21 protein-coding genes and 1 tRNA gene are annotated in these 21,507 nt (G+C 60.7%); 13 read left to right on the plus strand and 9 right to left on the minus strand.

Annotation, left to right across the window (positions count from 1 at the left end; genetic code table 11):
• Window positions 1–49: 49 nt before the first annotated feature.
• Complete coding sequence (locus O1W68_RS10485) at window positions 50–802, plus strand: DsbA family protein (RefSeq protein WP_269303338.1); 753 nt, start codon at window positions 50–52, stop codon at window positions 800–802.
• 96 nt (window positions 803–898) lie between these two features.
• Window positions 899–971, plus strand: a tRNA-Ala gene (locus O1W68_RS10490).
• A gap of 142 nt (window positions 972–1,113) precedes the next feature.
• Here the strand turns inward: O1W68_RS10490 and O1W68_RS10495 are convergent.
• Window positions 1,114–1,461: a histone-like nucleoid-structuring protein Lsr2 gene (locus tag O1W68_RS10495; protein ID WP_269303339.1), complete on the minus strand. Its 348-nt coding sequence runs from the start codon at window positions 1,459–1,461 to the stop codon at window positions 1,114–1,116.
• Window positions 1,462–1,570: 109 nt separating this feature from the next.
• Entirely contained in the window at window positions 1,571–3,277 is a 1,707-nt protein-coding gene (locus tag O1W68_RS10500) for an FAD-dependent oxidoreductase (RefSeq protein WP_269303341.1), read from the minus strand.
• A 252-nt stretch (window positions 3,278–3,529) separates the two neighbouring features.
• Here O1W68_RS10500 and O1W68_RS10505 point away from each other — a divergent pair, with 252 nt between their 5' ends.
• Complete coding sequence (locus O1W68_RS10505; protein WP_269303343.1) at window positions 3,530–4,573, plus strand: N-acetylmuramoyl-L-alanine amidase; 1,044 nt, start codon at window positions 3,530–3,532, stop codon at window positions 4,571–4,573.
• Window positions 4,574–4,584: 11 nt separating this feature from the next.
• The gene (locus O1W68_RS10510; protein ID WP_269303345.1) at window positions 4,585–5,640 is read left to right on the plus strand and encodes a CobW family GTP-binding protein; all 1,056 of its coding nucleotides are present in this window, start codon (window positions 4,585–4,587) and stop codon (window positions 5,638–5,640) included.
• Window positions 5,641–5,661: 21 nt separating this feature from the next.
• Here the strand turns inward: O1W68_RS10510 and O1W68_RS10515 are convergent, their stop codons facing one another.
• Genes O1W68_RS10515 through O1W68_RS10525 form a run of 3 tightly spaced genes read right to left on the minus strand, consistent with a single transcriptional unit; the run spans window position 5,662 to window position 8,254 of the window.
• Entirely contained in the window at window positions 5,662–6,075 is a 414-nt protein-coding gene (locus O1W68_RS10515) for a molybdenum cofactor biosynthesis protein MoaE (RefSeq protein WP_269303346.1), read from the minus strand.
• The gene (gene moaCB / locus O1W68_RS10520; protein WP_269303347.1) at window positions 6,072–7,070 is read right to left on the minus strand and encodes a bifunctional molybdenum cofactor biosynthesis protein MoaC/MoaB; all 999 of its coding nucleotides are present in this window, start codon (window positions 7,068–7,070) and stop codon (window positions 6,072–6,074) included. The genes O1W68_RS10515 and moaCB overlap by 4 nt, the downstream gene beginning before the upstream one ends.
• Entirely contained in the window at window positions 7,067–8,254 is a 1,188-nt protein-coding gene (locus tag O1W68_RS10525; RefSeq protein WP_269303348.1) for a molybdopterin molybdotransferase MoeA, read from the minus strand. The genes moaCB and O1W68_RS10525 overlap by 4 nt, the downstream gene beginning before the upstream one ends.
• A 173-nt stretch (window positions 8,255–8,427) precedes the next feature.
• On the opposite strand from O1W68_RS10525, the gene moaA reads away from it, so the two are divergent.
• On the plus strand, window positions 8,428–9,534 hold the full coding sequence (moaA, locus tag O1W68_RS10530; protein ID WP_269303351.1) for a GTP 3',8-cyclase MoaA: 1,107 nt from the start codon (window positions 8,428–8,430) through the stop codon (window positions 9,532–9,534).
• Window positions 9,527–9,769: a MoaD/ThiS family protein gene (locus tag O1W68_RS10535; RefSeq protein WP_269303353.1), complete on the plus strand. Its 243-nt coding sequence runs from the start codon at window positions 9,527–9,529 to the stop codon at window positions 9,767–9,769. Before moaA ends, O1W68_RS10535 begins: the two co-directional genes overlap by 8 nt.
• 9 nt (window positions 9,770–9,778) lie before the next feature.
• Here O1W68_RS10535 and nadE read toward each other — a convergent pair whose 3' ends face one another.
• Window positions 9,779–10,624 (minus strand): ammonia-dependent NAD(+) synthetase, encoded by an 846-nt coding sequence (gene nadE, locus O1W68_RS10540; protein WP_269303355.1) that lies wholly within the window; start codon window positions 10,622–10,624, stop codon window positions 9,779–9,781.
• A gap of 36 nt (window positions 10,625–10,660) precedes the next feature.
• On the opposite strand from nadE, the gene O1W68_RS10545 reads away from it, so the two are divergent.
• Window positions 10,661–11,425 (plus strand): fructosamine kinase family protein, encoded by a 765-nt coding sequence (locus O1W68_RS10545; RefSeq protein WP_269303357.1) that lies wholly within the window; start codon window positions 10,661–10,663, stop codon window positions 11,423–11,425.
• Here the strand turns inward: O1W68_RS10545 and O1W68_RS10550 are convergent.
• Window positions 11,419–12,015, minus strand: coding sequence for a TetR/AcrR family transcriptional regulator (locus tag O1W68_RS10550; protein ID WP_269303358.1), 597 nt, complete (start codon window positions 12,013–12,015; stop codon window positions 11,419–11,421). The genes O1W68_RS10545 and O1W68_RS10550 overlap by 7 nt on opposite strands.
• A gap of 107 nt (window positions 12,016–12,122) precedes the next feature.
• Between O1W68_RS10550 and O1W68_RS10555 the strand changes: the two genes are divergently transcribed.
• The 5 genes from O1W68_RS10555 (at window position 12,123) to nrdF (ending at window position 17,783) form a co-directional block, all read left to right on the plus strand.
• The gene (locus O1W68_RS10555; protein WP_269303360.1) at window positions 12,123–12,689 is read left to right on the plus strand and encodes an NAD(P)H-dependent oxidoreductase; all 567 of its coding nucleotides are present in this window, start codon (window positions 12,123–12,125) and stop codon (window positions 12,687–12,689) included.
• A gap of 516 nt (window positions 12,690–13,205) precedes the next feature.
• Complete coding sequence (gene nrdH, locus O1W68_RS10560; protein ID WP_269303362.1) at window positions 13,206–13,439, plus strand: glutaredoxin-like protein NrdH; 234 nt, start codon at window positions 13,206–13,208, stop codon at window positions 13,437–13,439.
• 74 nt (window positions 13,440–13,513) lie between these two features.
• Entirely contained in the window at window positions 13,514–13,942 is a 429-nt protein-coding gene (nrdI, locus tag O1W68_RS10565; protein ID WP_269303736.1) for a class Ib ribonucleoside-diphosphate reductase assembly flavoprotein NrdI, read from the plus strand.
• A 53-nt stretch (window positions 13,943–13,995) separates the two neighbouring features.
• Window positions 13,996–16,161: a class 1b ribonucleoside-diphosphate reductase subunit alpha gene (nrdE, locus tag O1W68_RS10570; RefSeq protein ID WP_269303364.1), complete on the plus strand. Its 2,166-nt coding sequence runs from the start codon at window positions 13,996–13,998 to the stop codon at window positions 16,159–16,161.
• A 611-nt stretch (window positions 16,162–16,772) separates the two neighbouring features.
• A complete protein-coding gene (gene nrdF, locus O1W68_RS10575) occupies window positions 16,773–17,783 on the plus strand; it encodes a class 1b ribonucleoside-diphosphate reductase subunit beta (RefSeq protein WP_269303366.1) in 1,011 nt (336 codons plus the stop codon).
• A gap of 64 nt (window positions 17,784–17,847) precedes the next feature.
• Here nrdF and O1W68_RS10580 read toward each other — a convergent pair whose 3' ends face one another.
• Entirely contained in the window at window positions 17,848–18,321 is a 474-nt protein-coding gene (locus tag O1W68_RS10580; RefSeq protein WP_269303368.1) for an NUDIX hydrolase, read from the minus strand.
• A gap of 1 nt (window position 18,322) precedes the next feature.
• Window positions 18,323–19,405, minus strand: coding sequence for an iron-siderophore ABC transporter substrate-binding protein (locus O1W68_RS10585; protein ID WP_442972322.1), 1,083 nt, complete (start codon window positions 19,403–19,405; stop codon window positions 18,323–18,325).
• Between the two features lie 241 nt (window positions 19,406–19,646).
• Between O1W68_RS10585 and ctaD the strand changes: the two genes are divergently transcribed.
• A complete protein-coding gene (gene ctaD / locus O1W68_RS10590) occupies window positions 19,647–21,437 on the plus strand; it encodes an aa3-type cytochrome oxidase subunit I (protein ID WP_269303369.1) in 1,791 nt (596 codons plus the stop codon).
• Window positions 21,438–21,507 lie beyond the last annotated feature (70 nt).

A 21,507-nucleotide genomic window follows, 5' to 3' on the forward strand; every position in this document is an offset into this window, starting at 1 on the left:
GCCCGGCACCTCACGCATTCGTTGGACAGCACTCCGTACTATTTCCATCGTGAGCCAAAAACGAACATCGAGCACGAAGTACACCCCGCAACCGACGTCCAGTACCTCTACGTACGTTCTGGCCGCGGCGGCGGTACTCGTGGTCGCTGTGGTCGTCGTCGTGGCGGTCCTGTGGCAGCGCGGCAGTGATACTCCCCGCAACGACGGTTACGGCACGATCAAGAATGCAAATGTCGAATTGACGGTTCTTCCCGATGGCGTCGTCCAGCTTGCAGTAGCAAATGCCGTGCCGGTCGTCGACCTGTTCGAAGATCCGATGTGTCCCTTCTGCGGTGATCTGGAAGTCAAGCACGGCCAGGAGCTGGCACAGAAGATCGACGACGGTGCGGTAGCCGTCCGATATCACCTGGTTGTGCTTCCACAACTGGACGACTCTTCGGCGAGCGGTAGCTACTCGAGTCGGGCGGTGGCCGCGTCTCATTGTGTCGCCGCATCGGAGAATGCCATCGTGTATTCGGCATTCCATGCCGGACTGTTCGGCATAGAATTCCAACCCGAAGAAAACGGTGATTCCGACCGCACCGACACCGAACTCGCCGACCTTGCCCAGAAGAGTGGCGCGGGAGAGGCGACCACGCAGTGCATTCTGTCCGGGGCGATGACCGATGTGGCGGCAGCAGATGCAGCGGCCGCCCGAGAGGCCCTGTCCGCGGCCGGCGCGGCCGGAACCCCCGGTGTTCTCGTCGATGGTCAGGTTGTCGACGCTCTCCGCGACTCGTCCTGGATCGAATCGATCGGCTGATCGGCTAAGTGCTGTTCCAACAGCGGATTTGTAGCGGTGTGCGGCCATGGTGTAACTTCGTTCGAGCAACCGCATAACAGCGCGGGTGTGCAGTACGGGGCTATGGCGCAGCTGGTAGCGCACCACACTGGCAGTGTGGGGGTCAGGGGTTCGAGTCCCCTTAGCTCCACCGAGTTCGTCCTGAAAGAAGTACACGCAAGCCCTGACCGGTGATCCTGGTCAGGGCTTGCGCTGTTTGTGGCGATGAACGAGTAATGGGGGCCACCTCGTGGTGGCCCCCATTTACTTGCCCAGACGTGCCGCAGCCCCGGTCAGTGGGCAGCGTCGAAGGCGTTCTCGACGTCCGACGGAATTCGGCCCCGAGCCGAAATGTTGTATCCGTTGGATTTCGCCCACTCGCGGATAGCCTTCGTCTGATTGGCATCGCGCTTCTGACCGGTCGAGGTAGCGCCGACGGTCTTCTTGGCCCGCTTACCGCCGACACGGGCCGAGTGCTCGATGTAGTAATCCAGCTTTCGGTGGAACTCTTTGGCGTTCTTGTCGCTGAGGTCGATCTCGTAGCTGACGCCGTTGACGGAATAGCTTATGTGCTCTCCGCCGGACTCGATCGGCTTGTCGTCGATATCGTCGACCAGTTGAACATAAACTTTCTTGGCCATTCTGGAGGTCTCCAATGATCAATCGGGATGAATCCAAGTAGAACTCAGGAAACTATACGACCATCTACGATATCGACGAAACAAGCTCTTGGATCCAAATAATTGAAAATCAGGAAAGATTCGTGCTCGGCGGCTGAGCTGCGAGCCTCATCTCGTCCAAGCCGACGAACTTCACGCGAGGACGCCCAGTGTCTTTGCCAGCCGAAACCTCTGCTTTGTCGATGCGTGCCCACGCAGGAAAGTCGAGTGCGTCGGGCGCCCTTTTCTCGAGCAATAGGTCGAGTTCCGCTCGATCCGCGCGGGCATGAGGAAGTCGGTCCGCAGCGATGTCTTCGAGAAGGCTCCGAATGGTCTCGGCCGCACACTTCTTGTTGGTTCCGATTACGCCGGTGGGCCCGCGCTTTATCCAGCCCGTTGCATAGGTTCCGGATACCGCTTCGCCTGAATTATCGATCACGCGGCCATCTTTGTTGGGAATCACGCCGACACCGGAATCGAACGGCACGCCTGGTATTTCGCTCCCGTGATAACCGACCGAACGCAGAATCAGACCGGTGTCGAGCATCTCTTCGGTCGAGGTTCGCTGGGCTTTCACCGTGCCGGACTCATCGGTTCGAAGTTCATTATGTATCAGACGAACAGAGGTGACCGACTCTTCTCCGAGTATCTCGTCAGGAGAAACACGGAAGCGAAGCACAATGCGCTTCCGGTTCGGGTCGGATCCTGCGCCTTGGCCGTCTCCGGCTGCAATTTCGCGAGCCAGTTCCACCTTCAACGCGGTGGAGGGTTCGGTGGTGCCGGATTCCAGAGCTGCCAAAGTGGCGGGGTCCGGTTCGGCTTCGTCGGCTGACAACACGATGTCGATGTCGGCAGCATTCATCAACCCGATCAATTCGGGGTTCGTGTACGCAGCCTGGGCCGACCCACGTCGTCCCAGTACTACCACCTCGCGGATCTTGCTGCCTCGCAATGCCTCCAGCGCGTGGTCGGCGATATCGGTGTTCTCGAGTTCGTCAGGCGAAACCAGCAGAACCCGAGCGATGTCGAGGGCGACGTTTCCGTTGCCTACGATGACTGCTCTTTCGCTGGTCAGGTCGTAGCTGCGGTCGGCGTAGTCGGGGTGGCCGTTGTACCACCCGACGAACTCGGCCGCTGCGTGAGAGCCGGGAAGATCTTCCCCTGCAATCCCGAGGCGTCGATCGTTGGAGGCGCCCGTCGCGTAGATGACTGCATCGTGGTGTTCGAGGAGTTCTTCGTGAGAGATATCCGAGCCGATCTCGACGCCGAGATGGATTCGTACCGACTTTTTGCCGCCGACCGCGCGGAAGAGATCGGTCACAGCCTTGGTGCCTGGATGATCGGGTGCTACGCCCGCCCGAACCAGCCCGTACGGGGTCAACAGGCGGTCGTACATCTCGACCTCGATACCGCGGATGGATGCGAGTTCGGTGGCGGCGTAGAACGCCGCAGGGCCTGATCCGACGATGGCAATTCTGCGGCCGGTGAAGTCGACGCCTTTGAAGGGCGAAGCAACCGTGTTGTACCCACTGCTCTGCATCGGGTGAAATTGGAAGTAGTTGGCATTCATCCCGAGGTATCGCTCTTGCTCGGGCTCCAATTCGTGGTCGGCGCGGATGGCGTCGACGGGACATTCGTCCACACACGCACCGCAGTCGATGCAGGTATCCGGATCAATGTGCAGCATTTCCGAGGTCATGAAGCCAGGTTCGTCCGGGGTGGGGTGAATACAGTCGACTGGACACACATCGACGCACGATGCGTCGTTGCAGCAGGGTTGAAGAATCACGAACGTCATGAACCTGTTCTACCGCGAGATGCATTACTCCGTGGCCGGTTCACTACTCCTACTGCAACGGTTCGGTGTCGACTTGCTCACATTCCGCTTGCAGATTCGGATCTGGCGGTATCGCGCGACCGTATCAGCCCCACTCTCTGCTTCACTTGTGACGAAAGTGTCTGCTGTTGCTCGTGTGTGCCACAGAGGCTGCTGATTCTCAATGTGAAAGGGGAGTGGCGCGCTCTGGGTCAGAGTGTGTCGAACTGCTTGATGAACAGAACCTCCGTGCTCGGCGTGCTGTCCGCAGGTGTAATGGCAGGCGCGCTGATGATTCCTGCAACAGCGTCGGCCGCCCCTTCGGGTGTGGAGCTCGACGGCAAGACGGTCTTCGTGGATCCTGGTCACCAAGGCGCCGGCCACGCCGAGAATCTGGCTGCGCAGGTGGACGACGGCCGTGGCGGCACCAAGGACTGCCAAACATCAGGGATGACCACTGTCGACGGCGTTCCCGAACACACCATCAACTGGAACGTCGCTCAGCTGGTGAAATCGAGTCTGGAAAGCCTGGGCGCCTCGGTCGTCATGAGCCGTGCCGACGACTCTGTTTGGGGCGGCTGTGTCGATGATCGAGCGCGGGCGGCCAATGCGTCCGGAGCGGATGTCGCTATCAGCATCCATGCGGACTCGACGGCCGTGGGCACCGATGCGGACAAGCACGGGTTCCACCTGATCGTTCCCACGCTCCCCATTCCCGACGCAGCTGCCAACGCGGCCCAGTCGGACGGTGGTCGGGCCGCATCGAATCTGATGCGCGACGCGTACGAGCGAGCCGGGTTCAGTGCCGCCGACTACGCGGGGGTAGTCGACGGACTGCAGGAGCGTTCCGACATCGCCGGGCCAGCGCTCACCGCTGTGCCTTCGGTTTTCGTCGAGATGGGAAACGGCTCCAATCCTGACGACGCGGCTGTGCTCGAAAGCCCGGAGGGGCAGCTGAAGCACGCCATCGCGATCTCCACCGGGCTGATCGACTATCTCCTCGGCCCCAACACCACTGTCGCGGCACTACCCGTGGAAGCCGGACCGGACGCACCGTCCGACTCGGCCACGGCGACACCTACTGCGGGTAAGCCGAAGTTCGAAGCCGCCCCGAGTTCGGCCGGGGGCAGTCCGCTCGCGCGCTTGCTTGCCGGGATCGCGCCCTACGTCGATTCCGTCGGGATCGACGGATTGTCGGATCTGGTGACCGACGACAACGTTCGATCGGTGTCGAACTTCGCGCAGGGCCTGCTGAAGCAGATGCTTGCAACCGAGTAACCTCACGATTCGTGGCGCGTGCACTAGGAGACCGGAGGATTCCCGTAATTCTCGTCTCGGGATTTCTCGGTGCAGGCAAGACGACGTTGCTCAACCACCTGCTTCGGCACAATCGGGGAATTCGCATCGGAGTCATCGTCAACGACTTCGGCTCCATCAATATCGATTCGATGATGGTTGCCGGTCAGGTCGATTCGATGGTGGCCCTCGGTAACGGGTGCATCTGCTGCGCCGTAAACATCGACGAAATGGACTCGATGTTCGACGTCCTGTCCGAGCCAGCGAGAGCACTCGACGTGATCGTCGTCGAGGCCAGTGGTATCGCGGAGCCGAGAAGCCTCATTCGAATGGTGCTGGCCAGCAACAATTCTGCGATCGTCTACGGCGGCCTGGTCGGAGTGGTCGACGCAGTCGAATTCGGCGCGACCGTCGAACGGCATCCCGAGATCGAACAACACCTTCGCCTCGCAGACCTCGTGGTGCTCAACAAGACGGACCGACTCGACGATGCCGAGACGTCTACGGTTCTCGACAGTGTCCGCAAGAGAGTTGGAGACGTTCCGATCGTGGTGACCAGGCATGGCCGCGTCGATGCAGCGTTGCTCTTCGATGTACCGACACGTGTTGATGACAGAAGCTCGGCACGGCAATTGTCGTTCGACGAGGTGCTGTACGAGGACGAGGATCCAGGCGATCACTCGCGGCATCTGCATGCCGCCTATACGACTACGAGCTTCGAGACCGAAGAGCCGATCGATCCACGCCGTTTCATCGAGATGATGGAGAACCCGTCGGGAGAGGTCTACCGCGCCAAGGGTTTCGTGTATTTCGGGGTGGATGGCTACGCGGATAAATACGTACTCGGTACGGTCGGCCGTCATATCCGACTCGAATCGACCACGTGGGGACGCGACGAGCGAAGAGCGACCTCACTGGTATTGATCGGAACGGATATCGACGAAGAATTGGTCGAGGTCCGCCTGCTCGACTGCATCCGCCGGACCGGGGACCCGACCGATCGAGCGGCGATGCTGCCGGTTCATCGATACACGCCGAATCCGGCGTGAACAGACGCCCTGCTGCACCGGTCAGAGGCCGACCCATTCCGAGGTACCCGTGGCGAAATGCTGACGCTTCCAGATGGGAACTTCGGACTTGATGCGTTCGACGAGCGTGGCGCACGTCGCGAAGGCTTCTGCGCGATGTGGTGACGCGACCGCGGCGACGAGCGCGATATCGCCGACGACCAGGTCCCCGACGCGATGTACTGCCGCGACGGGCAACCCTGATTGCGCCGCCACTTCGGCGCAACACGTGCGGAGAAATTTCTCTGCATCAGGATGGGCCTGATATTCGAGTGCGGAAACAGCGTGTCCGCCATCGTGATTGCGCACCACGCCGCTGAAGAGTACGACTGCGCCGTGCTCCGGCCCGGCGACTGCGGCCTCGACGATATCGATATCGATCCGATCCTTCGAGATCTGTGCCAAAGGCTCGTTCACGGCAATTCACCTTCCTGTGTTTCGGCGTGCAGACCGTCACCGGCAACCTGCGCGAGCAGATGGTCGAGGATCGGTCCGAGAACCGAGAGGCCGTCCTTGACACCCCCGGGTGACCCAGGCAAATTCACGATGACGGTCGTTCCCGCAAGCCCGGTCAGTCCACGACTCAAGGTCGCATGTGGAGTGACGGTGGTCCCCTTGGCCCGAATCGCGTCGGCGATCCCGGGGAGTTCGCAATCGAGAACTGCTCGCGTCGCCTCGGGAGTGGCATCGGTCGGTGACACGCCTGTACCCCCGGTGGTGATCACCAGCGAGGGCGCACCGGTCAATGCGTCGTCCAGGCCGGATGCGATATCGGCGTCGGCAAAGACCAGCGGCCCGCGAACAGTGAACTCGCGCTCGGCCAACCACCGCGCGATCACCGGTCCGGTGGTGTCCTCGCGGGTACCGCGCGCACCACCGGTCGACGCGACGAGTACGACAGCCGATCTCGTTCCAGCACCGGGTGTTTCGTGTTTCATCTCGACGTCTCGAGACCATCGCCCACGCTTTCCGCCCTCTTTGCTCAGCAGGCGGACGTTGTTCATGGTTGCGGACGGGTCGACAGCCTTGACCATGTCGTGCAGGGTGAGACCGGCGACGGCTACGGCCGTCAGCGCCTCCATCTCCACTCCCGTCGGGCCGGTGGTCTTCGCCGTTGCCTCGACCGTGATCGTCGTGTCGGTGAATCCGAAGCGCACATCCACCGAAGACAGTGCCAGCTGATGGCACAGCGGTATCAGCTCCGAGGTCTTCTTGGCCCCGGAGATACCCGCGATTCGAGCCGTGGCCAACACATCTGCCTTCGGCATCCCATCGGCGCGGACGAGGGACACGACCTCGGCAGTGGTGGCCAGTTCGCCTGCAGCGACTGCTATTCGGGTGGTATCGGACTTGTGTGACACGTCGACCATGCGGGCGCGGCCTTCGGAATCGACATGGGAAAAACTTGTCATAACGGCACCACTGTCACTTCGGACCCTGCGGTCATCTCGGTCACTTCTACGGGCACGTCCACCAATACGTCTGCCCATGCCATCGCGGCAACGAGGTGCGAACCTGCTCCGGCGATCAGTGTCACGGTTTCTCCCTCCAGCTTTCCTCGCAGAAACTGCCGTTTGCCTGCGACGGAGGTGACGTCTGCTGCCAACTTCGCCACCTGGGTCGGAGCCGGCGGTAAGCCTGCTGCGTCACGAAGCACATCACGGGCGAATACCAGGAACGAGACGACGGTACTCACTGGATTACCCGGAAAGTTCAATACGGGAACGCCGTCGACGACGGCTGTACCTTGAGGTCCGCCTGGCTGCATCCGTACCGGGCCGAATTGCCCGCCCAGTGGGAGCAACACATCCTTCACGACCTCGAAATCGCCCATGGACACCCCGCCGGAGGTGATGATGAGCTCGGATTCAGCAGCAGCAGCGGTGACGATGCGAGAAAAGTCGGCAGCCTCGTCCGAGCTGCGGTGTACGCCCGTGACTTCGGCGCCGTTGCTCCGAAGATGAGATGCCAGTGCGATGCCATTGGAATCGAAAATTTGGCCGAGCCGAAGCGAGGAGCCGGCCTCGACGAGTTCGGCGCCGGTGGTGATCACGGCAACCCTTGGACGACTGCGAACCTGCGTGTGCGACAAGCCAACTGCGGCAAGGACTGCGATATGACGGGGTTCGAGAAGCTGGCCTGCGTGGATCAGCGTGGTACCCGCGATGACATCGCTGCCCTGCTCGCGAATGTAGTCACCGGGTTGCCGGGACACCTCGATCGTGACGGAATGCTCGTCATCTGCAGTCGTGTGTTCGACGGGCACGATGGTGTCCGCGCCTTCCGGCACCGGGGCGCCGGTCATGATCTTGACGCTGGTCCCGGGTCGAAGTGCGCCAGGCCCCGTCGCACCCGCGGCCACTGTGCCCGCCACTGCCAGGGTCACCGGAACCGTGGTGATCGCCGACGCGTGGACTGCGTATCCATCCATCTGCGAATTCCTGAACAGTGGAAGATCGACCGGCGAAGCGACGTCCGCGTAGGCGACACGGCCCAGTGCATCGCTCAGCGGGACCGCCTCTGCGGTACGTGTCTTCAAGGGATCGAGTAGGCGTCGGACGTGAGCGGCATGGTCTTCGACCGAGGCCGCGCTCATGCTCCGCTCGCCTTCGGGGCCGACTTGGCGCGGATCTTCATATTTCGATCCTAGGCGTGCGTGTTTTCGAAATTGGGGGCGGCCGAGGCCCCGTGTTCTGTGAGGAACGGCATACTGGACCACGTAGCGTTGTCGGAGCGAGGATTCGCTCTTGTTTCACAAGGAGGGTGCACATGACCGTCAGCAGTGTCGTCGGACTCGGTATCCCCTCGGTAAAGGGCCCTGACTCTTCGAATAACACCGGATCTTCGAAGAGTCCTGGGGTGTTCACGGTTGACGACCGGCCCGATGTACCGGTTCTGATGGACCGGTTCGGCCGGGTGGCGCGCGATCTGCGGGTGTCCATCACCGAAAAGTGTTCGCTCCGTTGTACTTATTGCATGCCTGAAGAAGGTCTGCCGGTTATTCCAGCCGAGAACCTGCTTACTGCCGAGGAAATCGCGCGAGTGGTGTCGCTCGCGGTACATCGGCTCGGCGTCGAGGAAGTGCGCTTCACCGGTGGTGAACCGCTCATGCGGGCCGATCTGACCGACATTCTCGCTCGATGCGCACAGCGAGTGCCCGGCATTCCTCTTGCGATGACCACCAACGCCATCGGTTTGGAGCATCGGGCGGAGAGCCTCGTCGAAGCAGGACTGAGCCGTGTCAACGTCTCGCTCGACTCGATCGACCGAGCGCATTTCGCCGAACTCACCCGACGCGATCGTCTGCCGTCCGTCATGGCAGGAATCCGGGCAGCGAAGCGAGCCGGATTGAACCCTGTCAAAGTGAACGCCGTTCTGATGCCGGAGACGCTGCACGGTGCAGGTGACCTGCTCGAGTGGTGCCTGAACGAAGGCGTGGCCCTTCGATTCATCGAGCAGATGCCGCTCGACGCCGATCACGAATGGGCGCGTTCCAACATGCTCGACGCGCAGCAACTGCTCGATGTGCTCGCCACCCGTTTCGACCTCACCGAAATCGGTCGCGAGGATCCGTCTGCGCCGGCCGAGGAGTGGGCAGTCGACGGAACCGACGCCACCGTGGGCATCATCGCGTCCGTCACCAGGTCCTTCTGTTCCGACTGCGACCGAACTCGGCTCACTGCCGAGGGAACAGTGCGGTCGTGTCTGTTCAGCGATGAGGAAACCGACCTGCGGGCGGCCATGCGCGGGGGAGCAACCGACGACGAACTCGCCGCACTGTGGCGTGGCGCAATGTGGAACAAGTGGGCAGGACACGGAATCGATGCCGAAGGTTTCGTCCCACCGACGAGAAGTATGGGAGCAATAGGTGGTTGAGGTTCGTTACTTCGCCGGTGCGGCGGACGCGTCGGGATGTGCCGCCGAGACATTCGACCTGCCCATGGGCAGTGATATCGCGGCGTTGAAAGCTGCGGTAGCTCACAGACACGGCGGAAAGGTGGCCGATGTTCTGCGCGTGTCTGCGTTTTTGATCGGTGACGATCTCACGCGTGATCCCACAGCGACGTTCGGTGAGCGAGTCGACATCCTGCCACCGTTCGCGGGCGGCTAGCCCGAGGGCTCAGTTCTCGGTAGTCCACCAATCGTCGAACGGTGTGACGGGAACCGTGCGCTTGTGCCTGGAGTTCAAGAACATCCTCTCCAGTTTCGCTGCGACCTCTTCGGTTACGTCCTTGCCTTCGAGGTAGTCGTCGATCTGCGCGTACGTCACACCCAGGGCCTCCTCGTCGGGAAGCGCTGGACGATCGTCCTCCAAGTCCGCCGTGGGCACCTTCTTCCACGTGCTCTCCGGTGCACCGAGTTCTCGCAGCAGCTCGGCACCCTGACGCTTCGTCAGTCCGGTAAGAGGTGTGATGTCCACCCCGCCGTCGCCGAATTTGGTGAAGAATCCGGTGATCGCCTCGGCTGCATGGTCAGTGCCGACCACGACGTAGCCGAGTTCGCCGGCGAGCGCGTACTGCGCCACCATGCGCTCACGAGCCTTGATGTTGCCGCGCACGAAGTCGCGAACCGCCTCGTTGCCCAGGGCGTCCGCCACCGAGGCGGCCGCTGCGTCGGCCGATGCTTTGATATCGACCGTCACGGTCCGGTCGGGATCGATGAACGACAGTGCGATGGATGCATCGTCTTCGTCGGCCTGCACGCCGTAGGGGAGACGCACAGCAAGAAATCCTGCTTCGGCGCCTTCGCTGCGAAGTTCGGTGACCGCGAATTGAGCCAGCTTTCCGGTCAAGGTGCTGTCCTGGCCGCCACTGATGCCGAGCACGAACCCCGTGGCAGGTGTCGAACGGAGGTAGTTCTTGAGAAAGTCGACGCGTCGGGTGATCTCGGAGGCGGGGTCGATGGTCGCCTGGACCGCGAGTTCACGTTGAATTCGAGTGCGCAATTCCGAACGGATGAGAGCCATCACGCCATCTTAGGTGTGCTCCGTACAGTGCACGTGATGACAGCGAAGACCTTTTCGAAGTCCGATCGCAGTGCCCACCCCGACTTCTTTGCAGCCGAGGCAGCCGGGCTTGCATGGTTACGAGCGGGCGGCGGCGCGACAGTCGATGTGCTGGACGTCGGACCGACACATATCGATCTGGCCCGACTTGATTCAGGCTCGCCGACGCAGGCCGAGGCCCGCGCGTTCGGGGCCGGCCTCGCCACCGTTCACAGCAGTGGAGCTCGTGGGTTCGGTTGTCCTCCCGATGGTTTCGACGGTCAGCTGTTCATCGGTGCAAGGCCGATGTCGAGCGTCGTACACCCATCGTGGGGCTCGTTCTACGTCGAGGAAAGGGTTCTTCCGTTCCTGCGGGTAGCGCTCGAGGTGGGAAACGTGACGCCGAGTCAGGCTGCTGATATCGAGCGTGCGTGTGAGCGGGTTCGTGCGGGCTGTGCCGAAGATGGAGAGTCGCCGAGTCGCATTCACGGAGATCTGTGGACCGGAAATGTCATTTGGACCGATTCCGCCGCGGTGATGATCGATCCGGCAGCGCACGGCGGTCACCGTGAAACCGATCTGGCAATGCTGGAACTGTTCGGTTGTCCACTTCTGACCGATATCGTCGACGGCTATCAGTCGGTGTTTCGACTGCGGGAGGGCTGGGAAACGCGTATTCCGTTGCACCAGTTGCACCCTTTGGCCGTGCACGCAGCGGGGCACGGCCCGTCGTACGGTGCGGCACTTCATCGTGCTGCGGTGGCGGTGGAACGGCTCTACTGACGGGTTGCTCGACGGACCAGGTCTTCCCACCCGTCGGCGAGCCGTTGCATCGACATGCCGAGGTCGCGGAACTGGTGCAGGACGAGCGTTGCTTCGAGCGGTGTCAGGAGTCCGTAAGCGAGGAGTTCGAGATCGCCCTCCACGCGGGCCGTTCGGAGGAGGGTCAACACGTGCGTGTAATTGACCCTGTGCGCAGGTGCCGAATATCGAAGTTCCGGTGAGTTTTCGGCTGCGCGCATGACCTCTCCTTGAACCTCGACGAGATTCAAGCGGGCGCGCCCGAACGCGACCAATCGGTCGATCGGGTCCGCCCCCGGGCCCAGCGGTGGGGGACCGAACAGGAAACCGTGCTGGAGCTCCTTCTCGGTATGGTCCAGCAACGCCTGCATGAGCCCTGATCGGCTTCCGAATCGCCGGAATACTGTGCCCTTGCCCACACCCGCTCGGGCGGCCAGTGCGTCCATCGTGACAGCGTCCGCACCGACCGTGGCGACCAGTTCGGTAGCTGCGTCCAGTAGGAGGCGGCGGTTACGTGCGGCATCGCAGCGCTCGGTTTCCTCGCCTGCAATAGGGAGCATGAAGTCGGTCACACGCGCAACCATACCTGCTCCGGGAATGGAAATGGACCGCAGTCCGCTTAAGTGGTAGGAATACACCTACATCCGTCACAGCTCTATCATTCGAAGGAATTTCTTTCATGTCGCAAGCTCACGTACTGGTTCTCGTCGGCAGTCTTCGCATCGACTCCGTGAACAAGCAGATTGCCCACACCGCCGCCGCACTCGTGCCAGAGGGTGCCGACGCGGTCGTGTACGAAGGACTTGCGGATGTGCCGTTCTACAACGAGGACCTCGACGTCGAGGGCAAGGTACCTCCCGCTGCCCTGAGTCTGCGTTCAGCAGCCGAGGGGGCCACCGCATTTCTCCTCGTAACCCCTGAGTACAACGGCACCATTCCTGCGGTCTTGAAGAACGCCATAGATTGGCTGTCTCGTCCGTACGGGGTGGGTGCCGTACAAGGAAAGCCGGTTGCTGTCATCTCCGCCTCGCCGAGTGGTAACGGGGCCAAGTGGGCTCATGACGACACACGTAAGTCGGTCGGCATTGCGGGTGGAAAGGTTCTCGAGGACGTCGTGCTCACCATCGGCGGCACCATGGACAAGTTCGGTTCCGCACATCCCCGTGAAAACGCAGAGGTGTCGGCACAGATTTTCGCTGTGGTGGCCGAGTTGGTCAAGGCTTCGCGCGAGCTCGTCGACGCCTGATTCGAAGCGACCCGATCCTGGAGCGAACTGCTCTGTCGAGGCATCGCGGAGGAGCCCCCGAACAGTGTGTTCGGGGGCTCCTCCGCTGTCCGCGGGTTGCAGAATTCACCCTCCGGGTGCCGCGCGTCGGGCTTGCGGTTACGCGTGGGGCTTGTTCTCGGTTTCAGGGCGTATGCGAACCAGGGAAACATGTGATGCACGACACGCCGAGCCGACGTTGTTTTTTGGCCCATCTCGAGAGCGTGACCAGCGAATGTCATGGATGTTGTTCGCAACATCTCGTGTTCTAGCTATATGTCGGACACTAGGTGTAGTGTCTGAACAACCGAGAGGCCACAACGCTCCCCGCCGAGAAAACCGGTACGAAGCCCGTGAAATCCCGCTCGGAACTGCTCGAATCCGGGTTCGCATCCGGAATCGGCACACAGACGAAAATGAAGCTCGAAAAGCTATTCCGCAGTGCATTACGAGCATCTCGGTGAACTCCGCGATGCTGGACAGTGAGAAGGGAACCACATGAGCATCACCGTCTACACAAAGCCCGCTTGCGTTCAGTGCAATGCCACCTACCGTGCCCTCGACAAAGAGGGCATCGAATACTCGGTCATCGATATTTCGCAGGACACCGAGGCCCGCGACTACATCATGGCGCTCGGCTACCTGCAGGCGCCGGTCGTCGTTGCCGGCGACACTCATTGGTCGGGGTTTCGCCCCGATCGCATCAAGTCGCTCACCGCAAGCGTTGCTTGAACAGAAGACGGAGATGAGCAGGTGTGACGTTCACCGGTCTCGATTCGGCTCGGCTTCCTGGCTCGACGCACCCACTGGTGTATTTCTCGAGTGCGTCGCAGAACACGCATAGATTCGTCACCAAGTTGGATCTCCCGTCGAGTCGGATACCGATTCACCGGCCGGAAGAATTTCGGGTAGACCAGCCGTACGTTCTGATCGTCCCGACCTACGGCGGTGGCACCACATTTTCCGGCCGTGACACCAATTACGTTCCCAAGCAAGTGATCAAGTTTCTCAACGACAAGCACAATCGGTCCTTGATCAGGGCAGTCATCGCAGCTGGTAACACCAACTTCGGTGACTCGTTCTGTTTTGCGGGCGATGTCATTTCACAGAAGTGCGCTGTTCCTTACCTTTATCGCTTCGAATTGATGGGGACCCCCGAAGACGTAGATCGCGTTCGGGACGGTCTCGGCGATTTCTGGGAGCGGGAGTCGCGACGAGCGGCGCACACCTACTGACATCAGTACGAGTTCAGCAGTACAAGACGCACGAAGAAAGTGGAGCACCCGCCGTGGCACCGACAATCACCGATACAGCACCCGCCCAGACAACCGTCCGCGCGGATGGTGATCTCGACTATCACGCGCTGAACGCGATGCTGAATTTGTATGGCCCCAATGGGGAGATTCAGTTCGAGAAGGACCGCGAAGCGGCCAACCAATACTTCCTGCAGCACGTCAATCAGAACACCGTGTTCTTTCACGATCTGGATGAGAAGCTGGATTACCTGGTCGAGGAAAACTATTACGAGGCAGAGGTTCTCGATCAGTACTCCCGCGAGTTCGTCAAGTTCCTCATAAACCACGCCTACTCGAAGAAGTTCCGCTTCCCGACGTTCCTGGGTGCATTCAAGTACTACACCTCGTACACGTTGAAGACATTCGACGGCAAGCGCTACCTCGAGCGGTTCGAAGATCGCGTCTGCATGGTTGCCCTGACTCTCGGTGCAGGTGACGAAGCCCTTGCCACCGATCTGGTCGACGAGATCATCGCCGGCCGTTTCCAGCCCGCTACGCCCACCTTCCTCAACTCCGGTAAGAAGCAGCGTGGTGAGCCGGTTTCGTGCTTCCTGTTGCGCATCGAAGACAACATGGAATCGATCGGTCGATCGATCAACTCCGCTCTGCAGCTGTCCAAGCGCGGCGGTGGAGTTGCGTTGCTGCTCAGTAATATTCGCGAAGCCGGCGCGCCGATCAAACGAATCGAAAACCAGTCCTCGGGCGTCATTCCGATCATGAAGCTACTCGAGGACTCCTTCTCGTACGCGAACCAGCTCGGTGCGCGTCAGGGTGCAGGTGCTGTGTACTTGCATGCGCACCATCCCGATGTCTACAAGTTCCTCGATACCAAGCGCGAGAACGCGGACGAGAAGATTCGCATAAAGACGCTCTCACTCGGAATCGTCATCCCGGACATCACGTTCGAATTGGCGAAGAAGAACGAAGACATGTATCTCTTCTCGCCGTACGACGTCGAGCGGATCTACGGGGTGCCGTTCGCGGACATCAACGTCAGTGAGACGTACTACGAGATGGTCGACGACAAGCGGATCCGCAAGACGAAGATCAAGGCACGCGAGTTCTTCCAGACGCTCGCCGAGCTGCAGTTCGAATCCGGATACCCGTACATCATGTTCGAGGACACCGTGAATCGGGCCAACCCGGTGAAGGGCAAGATCACTCACTCGAACCTGTGCTCGGAAATCCTGCAGGTCTCGACCCCGTCGACATTCAACGACGATCTGTCGTACAGCCACGTCGGCAAAGATATTTCCTGCAACCTCGGCTCGCTGAACATCGCCAAGACAATGGATTCGCCAGATTTCGGCAAAACCATCGCAGTGGCAATCCGCGGGCTCACGGCCGTGTCCGATCAGACTCACATCTTCTCGGTTCCGTCGATCGAGCAGGGGAACAACGACTCTCACGCAATCGGCCTCGGCCAGATGAACCTGCATGGATATTTGGCGCGCGAGCGGATTCACTACGGATCCACCGAGGGCATCGACTTCACGAACATCTACTTCTACACCGTGGTATTTCATGCCATCCAGGCGTCTAACCAACTCTCGATCGCGCGCGGTGAATACTTCAAGGGTTTCCCGGACTCCAAATACGCATCGGGTGAATTCTTCGACAAGTACACCGACGAGGTCTGGGAGCCTGCCACGTCCCGCGTCGCGGCGCTGTTCGCCGACGCCGGTGTGCACATTCCGACGCAGGCCGACTGGTCGGCACTGAAGACATCGGTGCAAGAACACGGCATCTACAACCAGAACCTGCAAGCAGTGCCGCCGACGGGGTCGATTTCCTACATCAACAACTCGACCTCCTCGATCCACCCGGTTGCGGCGAAGATCGAGATCCGCAAGGAAGGCAAGATCGGGCGGGTCTACTACCCGGCGCCGTACCTGAACAACGACAACCTGGAGTTCTACCAGGACGCGTACGAGATCGGGTACGAGAAGATCATCGACACCTACGCTGTGGCAACGCAACACGTCGATCAGGGGTTGTCCTTGACGCTGTTCTTCAAGGACACCGCCTCGACCCGCGACATCAACAAGGCACAGATCTACGCATGGCGTAAGGGGATCAAGACGCTGTACTACATCCGCCTACGTCAGTTGGCGTTGGAAGGCACCGAAGTGGATGGTTGCGTGTCCTGCATGCTGTAAAAAAGATTTCCCTTACGAACAATCGTTTGGGAAGCAAAGAGCCGGCCCGCGGCAACGGACCGGCTCTTCTTACCCCGCAAAGCGAGGTCCCAATTGATGTCGGGAGATCGAGCTTATATGAGTGTTCCTTGCGAGGTGCGCGAGGCTCCGCGGGGTCCGAGAACCCGAAGGAGGTGATGTCATGACAAGGAAGACTCAAAAAGTTGTTCGAAGCTCGGTAACCGGTCGGTTTCTGCCGCCGTCGGCAGCTAAGAAGTCGCCGCGGACCACGCAGACTGAGACGATTCGTCGCGCGAAGTAAGGGTAGCTCATGCGCGCACACGTACGAAGAATCGCGCACCTAAATCCAGTGGCTCGTTGAGTCATCAGGTGAGGGCTGCCTGAAAGTGGCGGTGGACTTGTCCACCGCCACTTTTTTTGTGCGACAAGGGTTTTGGATGGCACAATAGGCGAGTCTTCTGCCGGCGGGAATTACAGTCGTGTAACTTAGACCTTGTGCAACACCGGCGTTCCATTGGTTTTCTGAAATCGAGGGCGTCGCTGCAACTCGCTCGACACATTTGTGATCGACTGGTGAGAACCCGCGCACTGAAACTCAAATGGGGATAGAAATGACAGTCACGAACAACAGCCCGCAGACACCGGCGGCGACGGTGCGGCCGAAACTCATCGATCGTGTCTCGGCCATCAACTGGAATCGCGTCCAGGATGACAAGGACTCGGAGGTGTGGGAGCGCCTGACCAGTAATTTCTGGCTGCCAGAGAAGGTGCCGGTCTCGAACGACATTCCGTCGTGGGCGACGCTGAATGCAGTCGAGAAGCAGTTGACGATGCGGGTGTTCACCGGGCTCACTTTGCTGGACACGATCCAGGGAACAGTAGGAGCAGTCAGCCTCATTCCCGACGCGATCACCCCGCACGAAGAGGCCGTCTACACCAACATCGCGTTCATGGAGTCGGTGCATGCGAAGAGCTACAGCTCCATCTTCTCCACACTGAGTTCCACGCGCGATATCGACGACGCGTTCCGGTGGTCCGAGGAGAACGTCAACCTGCAGCGTAAAGCCGAGATCGTCCTGAAGTTCTATCACGGCGACGATCCACTCAAGCGGAAGGTCGCGTCGACCCTGCTCGAGTCTTTCCTGTTCTACTCGGGCTTCTACCTGCCGATGTACTGGTCTTCGCGAGCCAAGCTCACCAACACCGCCGACCTGATCCGGTTGATCATCCGTGACGAAGCTGTGCACGGCTACTACATCGGATACAAGTATCAGCGGGGTCTGGAGAAGGTCACCGAAGCCGAGCGCGAAGAACTCAAGAACTACACGTTCGAGTTGCTGTTCGAACTGTACGACAACGAGGTCGAGTACACCCAGGATCTCTACGACGAGATCGGGCTCACCGAGGACGTCAAGAAGTTCCTGCGATACAACGCGAACAAGGCACTGAACAACCTGGGATACGAGGGGCTGTTCCCGAAGGACGAAACCGACGTGAACCCAGCCATCTTGTCGGCGCTGTCACCCAACGCCGATGAGAATCACGACTTCTTCTCGGGCTCGGGCTCGTCGTATGTCATCGGTAAGGCAGTCAACACCGAAGACGACGACTGGGATTTCTGACCGTAGGGACAGCGGGGTGTGTTCGGCCATCGGGTGGTAGCCGAACACACCGACGCTGGGTGGGTCAAGTACGAAACCAGGCCTCGACCGAGTCGTCGAGTGCTTTGTCGATCCGCAAACGTGAAGTCTCCGAGAGGGTTTCCGGTAGCGCGTCGGACTCGAACCATTCCACTGCCAAGTTTTCGTCGTCGGCGACGTGCGCTTCGCCTCCAGTGCGCCGGGCCAGGAACGTGAGGTCGAGGTACTGCGCTTGGTCGCCGTTCGGATAGGTGATCGGTCCGGTGACGTCGACGCTCGTCAACCGAATCAGTTCCGCATCTATCCCGGTCTCCTCACTGATCTCACGTAGCGCCGCGGGTCCGGGTTCCTCGCCGGGTTCGAGAATGCCCGACACCACTGCCCAGAGACCGTTGTCGCGTCGCCTCGTGAGGAGTATCCGGTCGTTTTCGTCCAGGACAACTGCGCTGACACCGGAGAGCCAGAGTGGTGCTGTACCCACTCGTCGTCGGAGCGAGAGGACGAACTCGGGTACCGGCACCTCAAGAAGCGTATGCGTTGAGGGAGTTCTTCACGTCCGAAAGAATCGCCCGCGCGGCGACGATACCGCTCCCGGACCACACAGTGTCGTCTACGGCGAACACTCGGCCGTCCTTCACCGATCCGAGCTCGAGCCACGGATCACTGCGCAGGACCTCGGTTCCGAACGATTCGCCCTCGTCACCGTCGAAGCGCACGTAGACGATGTCGCCTTCGGCCGCGAGCAGATCGTCGGGGGCGACGTCGACTTCACCATCACGTTGCGCAGGTGGGCGCTGAACGCCGATCTCGGCGAGTACCTGCCCGGCGAACGACGTCGTGGAATCGGTGACGATTGAATCGGGAAGGAAGCGCACTACAGATGCTTGGGTCTGGGCGGCATCGATGTCGCGGCCGGCCTGCTGCGCGTCGGCACTGAATCGGGCGAGTTCGTCGAATCCGGTCCCACCACGTCCGAGGGCGGCAGCCGATTGCAGGAACGTCCCCTTCCAACCACCATCGGAGCTCGTGAAGACGGTGGGTGCGATATCGCTGAGGGCCGCGTAATTATCCCGGCCCAGTGAATCGGACCCGATGATGAGGTCGGGGGCGAGAGCGGCGACCGCGTCGATATCCGGGGCGCCGACAGGTCCGACGCTCGGAACTCTCGCTATGCCCGGTCCCAGATACAGTTCTTGGTCGCCGTCCCCACGGAAATAGGGGTCGAGCGACGACGCGCCGACGACTCGTTCCCAGACGCCCACCGCACAGCTGGCATCGAGCGAAGCTGCATCGAGCACCACGATGCGCATGGGATCGGACGGAACGTCGCTTATTCCTTCGCTGTGACCGACCGGTCGTACCGACCCTTCTATGCCGGTCGGATCGAGCGGAGCAGGCTTGGGGCACAGGCCGGCAGTCTTGCGGTCGTTGCCGACGACACCCGCGCCGGCAATGTTGGTCGTGCTCCGGACGATGGTCGACGCGTCGTCCGAGGACGAGGGGGGAGTGGAGCACCCGGCTGTGGACAGGGCGACGCCGATGGCCAGAATCAGCCCGGCGCGCGAAGTCGAGGTCACGGTCGACAGGCCTGAGGTAGTGGACAACTCGTGCGTTCCTAACGGGAGTGGGATGCGCTCACACCATATCGGTCCGCAGCCGTCGGCCACTTCACATGGTGGTGTGAGCGAGAATTGGTTTCGTTGTCCGGAGGGCTCGTACAATCGAATACGACACACGGTAGGACCGGTTCGGCGCTGCGCTGTGGGACGGTCTACGATTCGTGGAGCGCAAGACACCAGGACGTCGCCTCGTGGTTCGAGGTACGACGCGCATTCAGGAGGATCAGTGACTGCCCTAGCGCCTAGGCCCACTCCCGCTGTGGAAGCGGTGAGGCCTTTTCCGCCGCGGATGGGACCCAAGGGTTCATTCGTTCACAAGGCGGTGACGACGACAGATCCCAAGGTGTTGGGGATCATGTACATCGTGACATCGATTGCGTTTTTCCTTGTCGGTGGCTTGATGGCGTTGCTCATGCGCGCCGAGCTGGCGGTACCGGGGATGCAGTTCCTGTCGAATGAGCAGTACAACCAGCTGTTCACCATGCACGGCACGATCATGCTGCTGCTGTATGCGACGCCGATCGTGTTCGGCTTCGCCAACTACATCCTGCCGCTGCAGATCGGTGCGCCGGACGTGGCGTTCCCGCGGTTGAACGCTTTCTCGTATTGGCTCTACCTGTTCGGTGCGTTGGTCGCCTCGGCAGGATTCATCACCCCTGGTGGTGCTGCTGACTTCGGTTGGACCGCGTACACCCCGCTCTCGAGTGCATTGCATTCACCGGGTGTCGGTGCAGATCTGTGGATCATGGGACTCGCGATCGCCGGTCTCGGCACCATTCTCGGTGCGGTGAACATGATCACGACGGTCATCTGCTTGCGAGCGCCGGGTATGACGATGTTCCGGATGCCCATTTTCACGTGGAACATCCTGGTCACCAGCATTCTCATTCTTCTTGCTTTCCCGTTGTTGACGGCGGCACTGTTGGGATTGGCAGCCGATCGACATCTCGGTGCGCATCTGTTCGACCCGGCGACCGGTGGAGTGTTGTTGTGGCAGCACTTGTTCTGGTTCTTCGGCCACCCCGAGGTGTACATCATCGCGTTGCCGTTCTTCGGGATCGTGTCAGAGGTGTTCCCGGTCTTCTCGCGTAAGCCGATGTTCGGATACACCACCTTGATCTACGCAACGATTGCCATCGCTGCTCTCTCGATCGCGGTGTGGGCTCACCACATGTACGCCACGGGTGCGGTGCTGTTGCCGTTCTTCTCGTTCATGACGTTCTTGATCGCAGTGCCTACCGGTGTGAAGATCTTCAACTGGGTCGGCACGATGTGGCGAGGTCAAGTGACGTTGGAGACTCCGATGCTCTTCGCTATCGGCTTCTTGATCACCTTTCTCTTCGGCGGCCTCTCCGGAGTGCTGCTCGCCAGCCCGCCGATCGACTTCCACGTCACCGACACCTACTTCGTAGTGGCGCACTTCCACTACGTGGTCTTCGGCACGGTGGTGTTCGCAACGTTCTCGGGCATCTACTTCTGGTTCCCGAAGATGACCGGCCGAATGATGGACGAGACGCTGGGCAAGTGGCACTTCTGGCTGACGTTCCTCGGATTCCACGGCACCTTCCTGGTCCAGCACTGGCTCGGTAACGAGGGCATGCCGCGTCGCTACGCCGACTACCTGGCCTCCGATGGGTTCACCACGCTCAACATCATCTCGACCATCGGTGCGTTCGTTCTCGGAGCCTCGACACTGCCGTTCGTGTGGAACGTCTTCAAGTCCTATCGCTACGGCGAGGTGGTCACCGTGGACGACCCGTGGGGCTACGGCAACTCGCTCGAGTGGGCCACATCATGCCCACCGCCGCGGCACAACTTCACGGAACTGCCGCGAATCCGTTCCGAGCGTCCGGCGTTCGAACTCCACTACCCGCACATGGTGGACCGTTTGCGTGCCGAGGCTCATGTAGGCCCGGGCAGTCACGGTGGGCATACCACCGAGGTTCTCGAGCAGGCGCGTCGAGCTCCTCTCGCTACCAGCGATCACGAGCACTCGGGCGATACGGATCCCAAGTAAGTACCCGATCGACCTGAAGAGCCCCTCCCGGTATCCGGGTGGGGCTCTTCGCTTGCAACAATCATCTGGC

It is taken from the genome of Rhodococcus sp. H36-A4 (assembly GCF_027158005.1).
Lineage (GTDB): Bacteria > Actinomycetota > Actinomycetes > Mycobacteriales > Mycobacteriaceae > Rhodococcoides.

Bases quoted from the DNA above. Each gene is read 5' to 3' on its own strand.
- O1W68_RS10495 (WP_269303339.1), bottom strand. From the start codon at position 1,461: ATGGCCAAGAAAGTTTATGTTCAACTGGTCGACGATATCGACGACAAG.
- O1W68_RS10500 (WP_269303341.1), bottom strand. From the start codon at position 3,277: ATGACGTTCGTGATTCTTCAACCCTGCTGCAACGACGCATCGTGCGTC.
- O1W68_RS10505 (WP_269303343.1), top strand. From the start codon at position 3,530: ATGAACAGAACCTCCGTGCTCGGCGTGCTGTCCGCAGGTGTAATGGCA.
- moaCB (WP_269303347.1), bottom strand. From the start codon at position 7,070: ATGACAAGTTTTTCCCATGTCGATTCCGAAGGCCGCGCCCGCATGGTC.
- O1W68_RS10525 (WP_269303348.1), bottom strand. From the start codon at position 8,254: ATGAGCGCGGCCTCGGTCGAAGACCATGCCGCTCACGTCCGACGCCTA.
- moaA (WP_269303351.1), top strand. From the start codon at position 8,428: ATGACCGTCAGCAGTGTCGTCGGACTCGGTATCCCCTCGGTAAAGGGC.
- nadE (WP_269303355.1), bottom strand. From the start codon at position 10,624: ATGGCTCTCATCCGTTCGGAATTGCGCACTCGAATTCAACGTGAACTC.
- O1W68_RS10545 (WP_269303357.1), top strand. From the start codon at position 10,661: ATGACAGCGAAGACCTTTTCGAAGTCCGATCGCAGTGCCCACCCCGAC.
- O1W68_RS10555 (WP_269303360.1), top strand. From the start codon at position 12,123: ATGTCGCAAGCTCACGTACTGGTTCTCGTCGGCAGTCTTCGCATCGAC.
- nrdH (WP_269303362.1), top strand. From the start codon at position 13,206: ATGAGCATCACCGTCTACACAAAGCCCGCTTGCGTTCAGTGCAATGCC.
- nrdF (WP_269303366.1), top strand. From the start codon at position 16,773: ATGACAGTCACGAACAACAGCCCGCAGACACCGGCGGCGACGGTGCGG.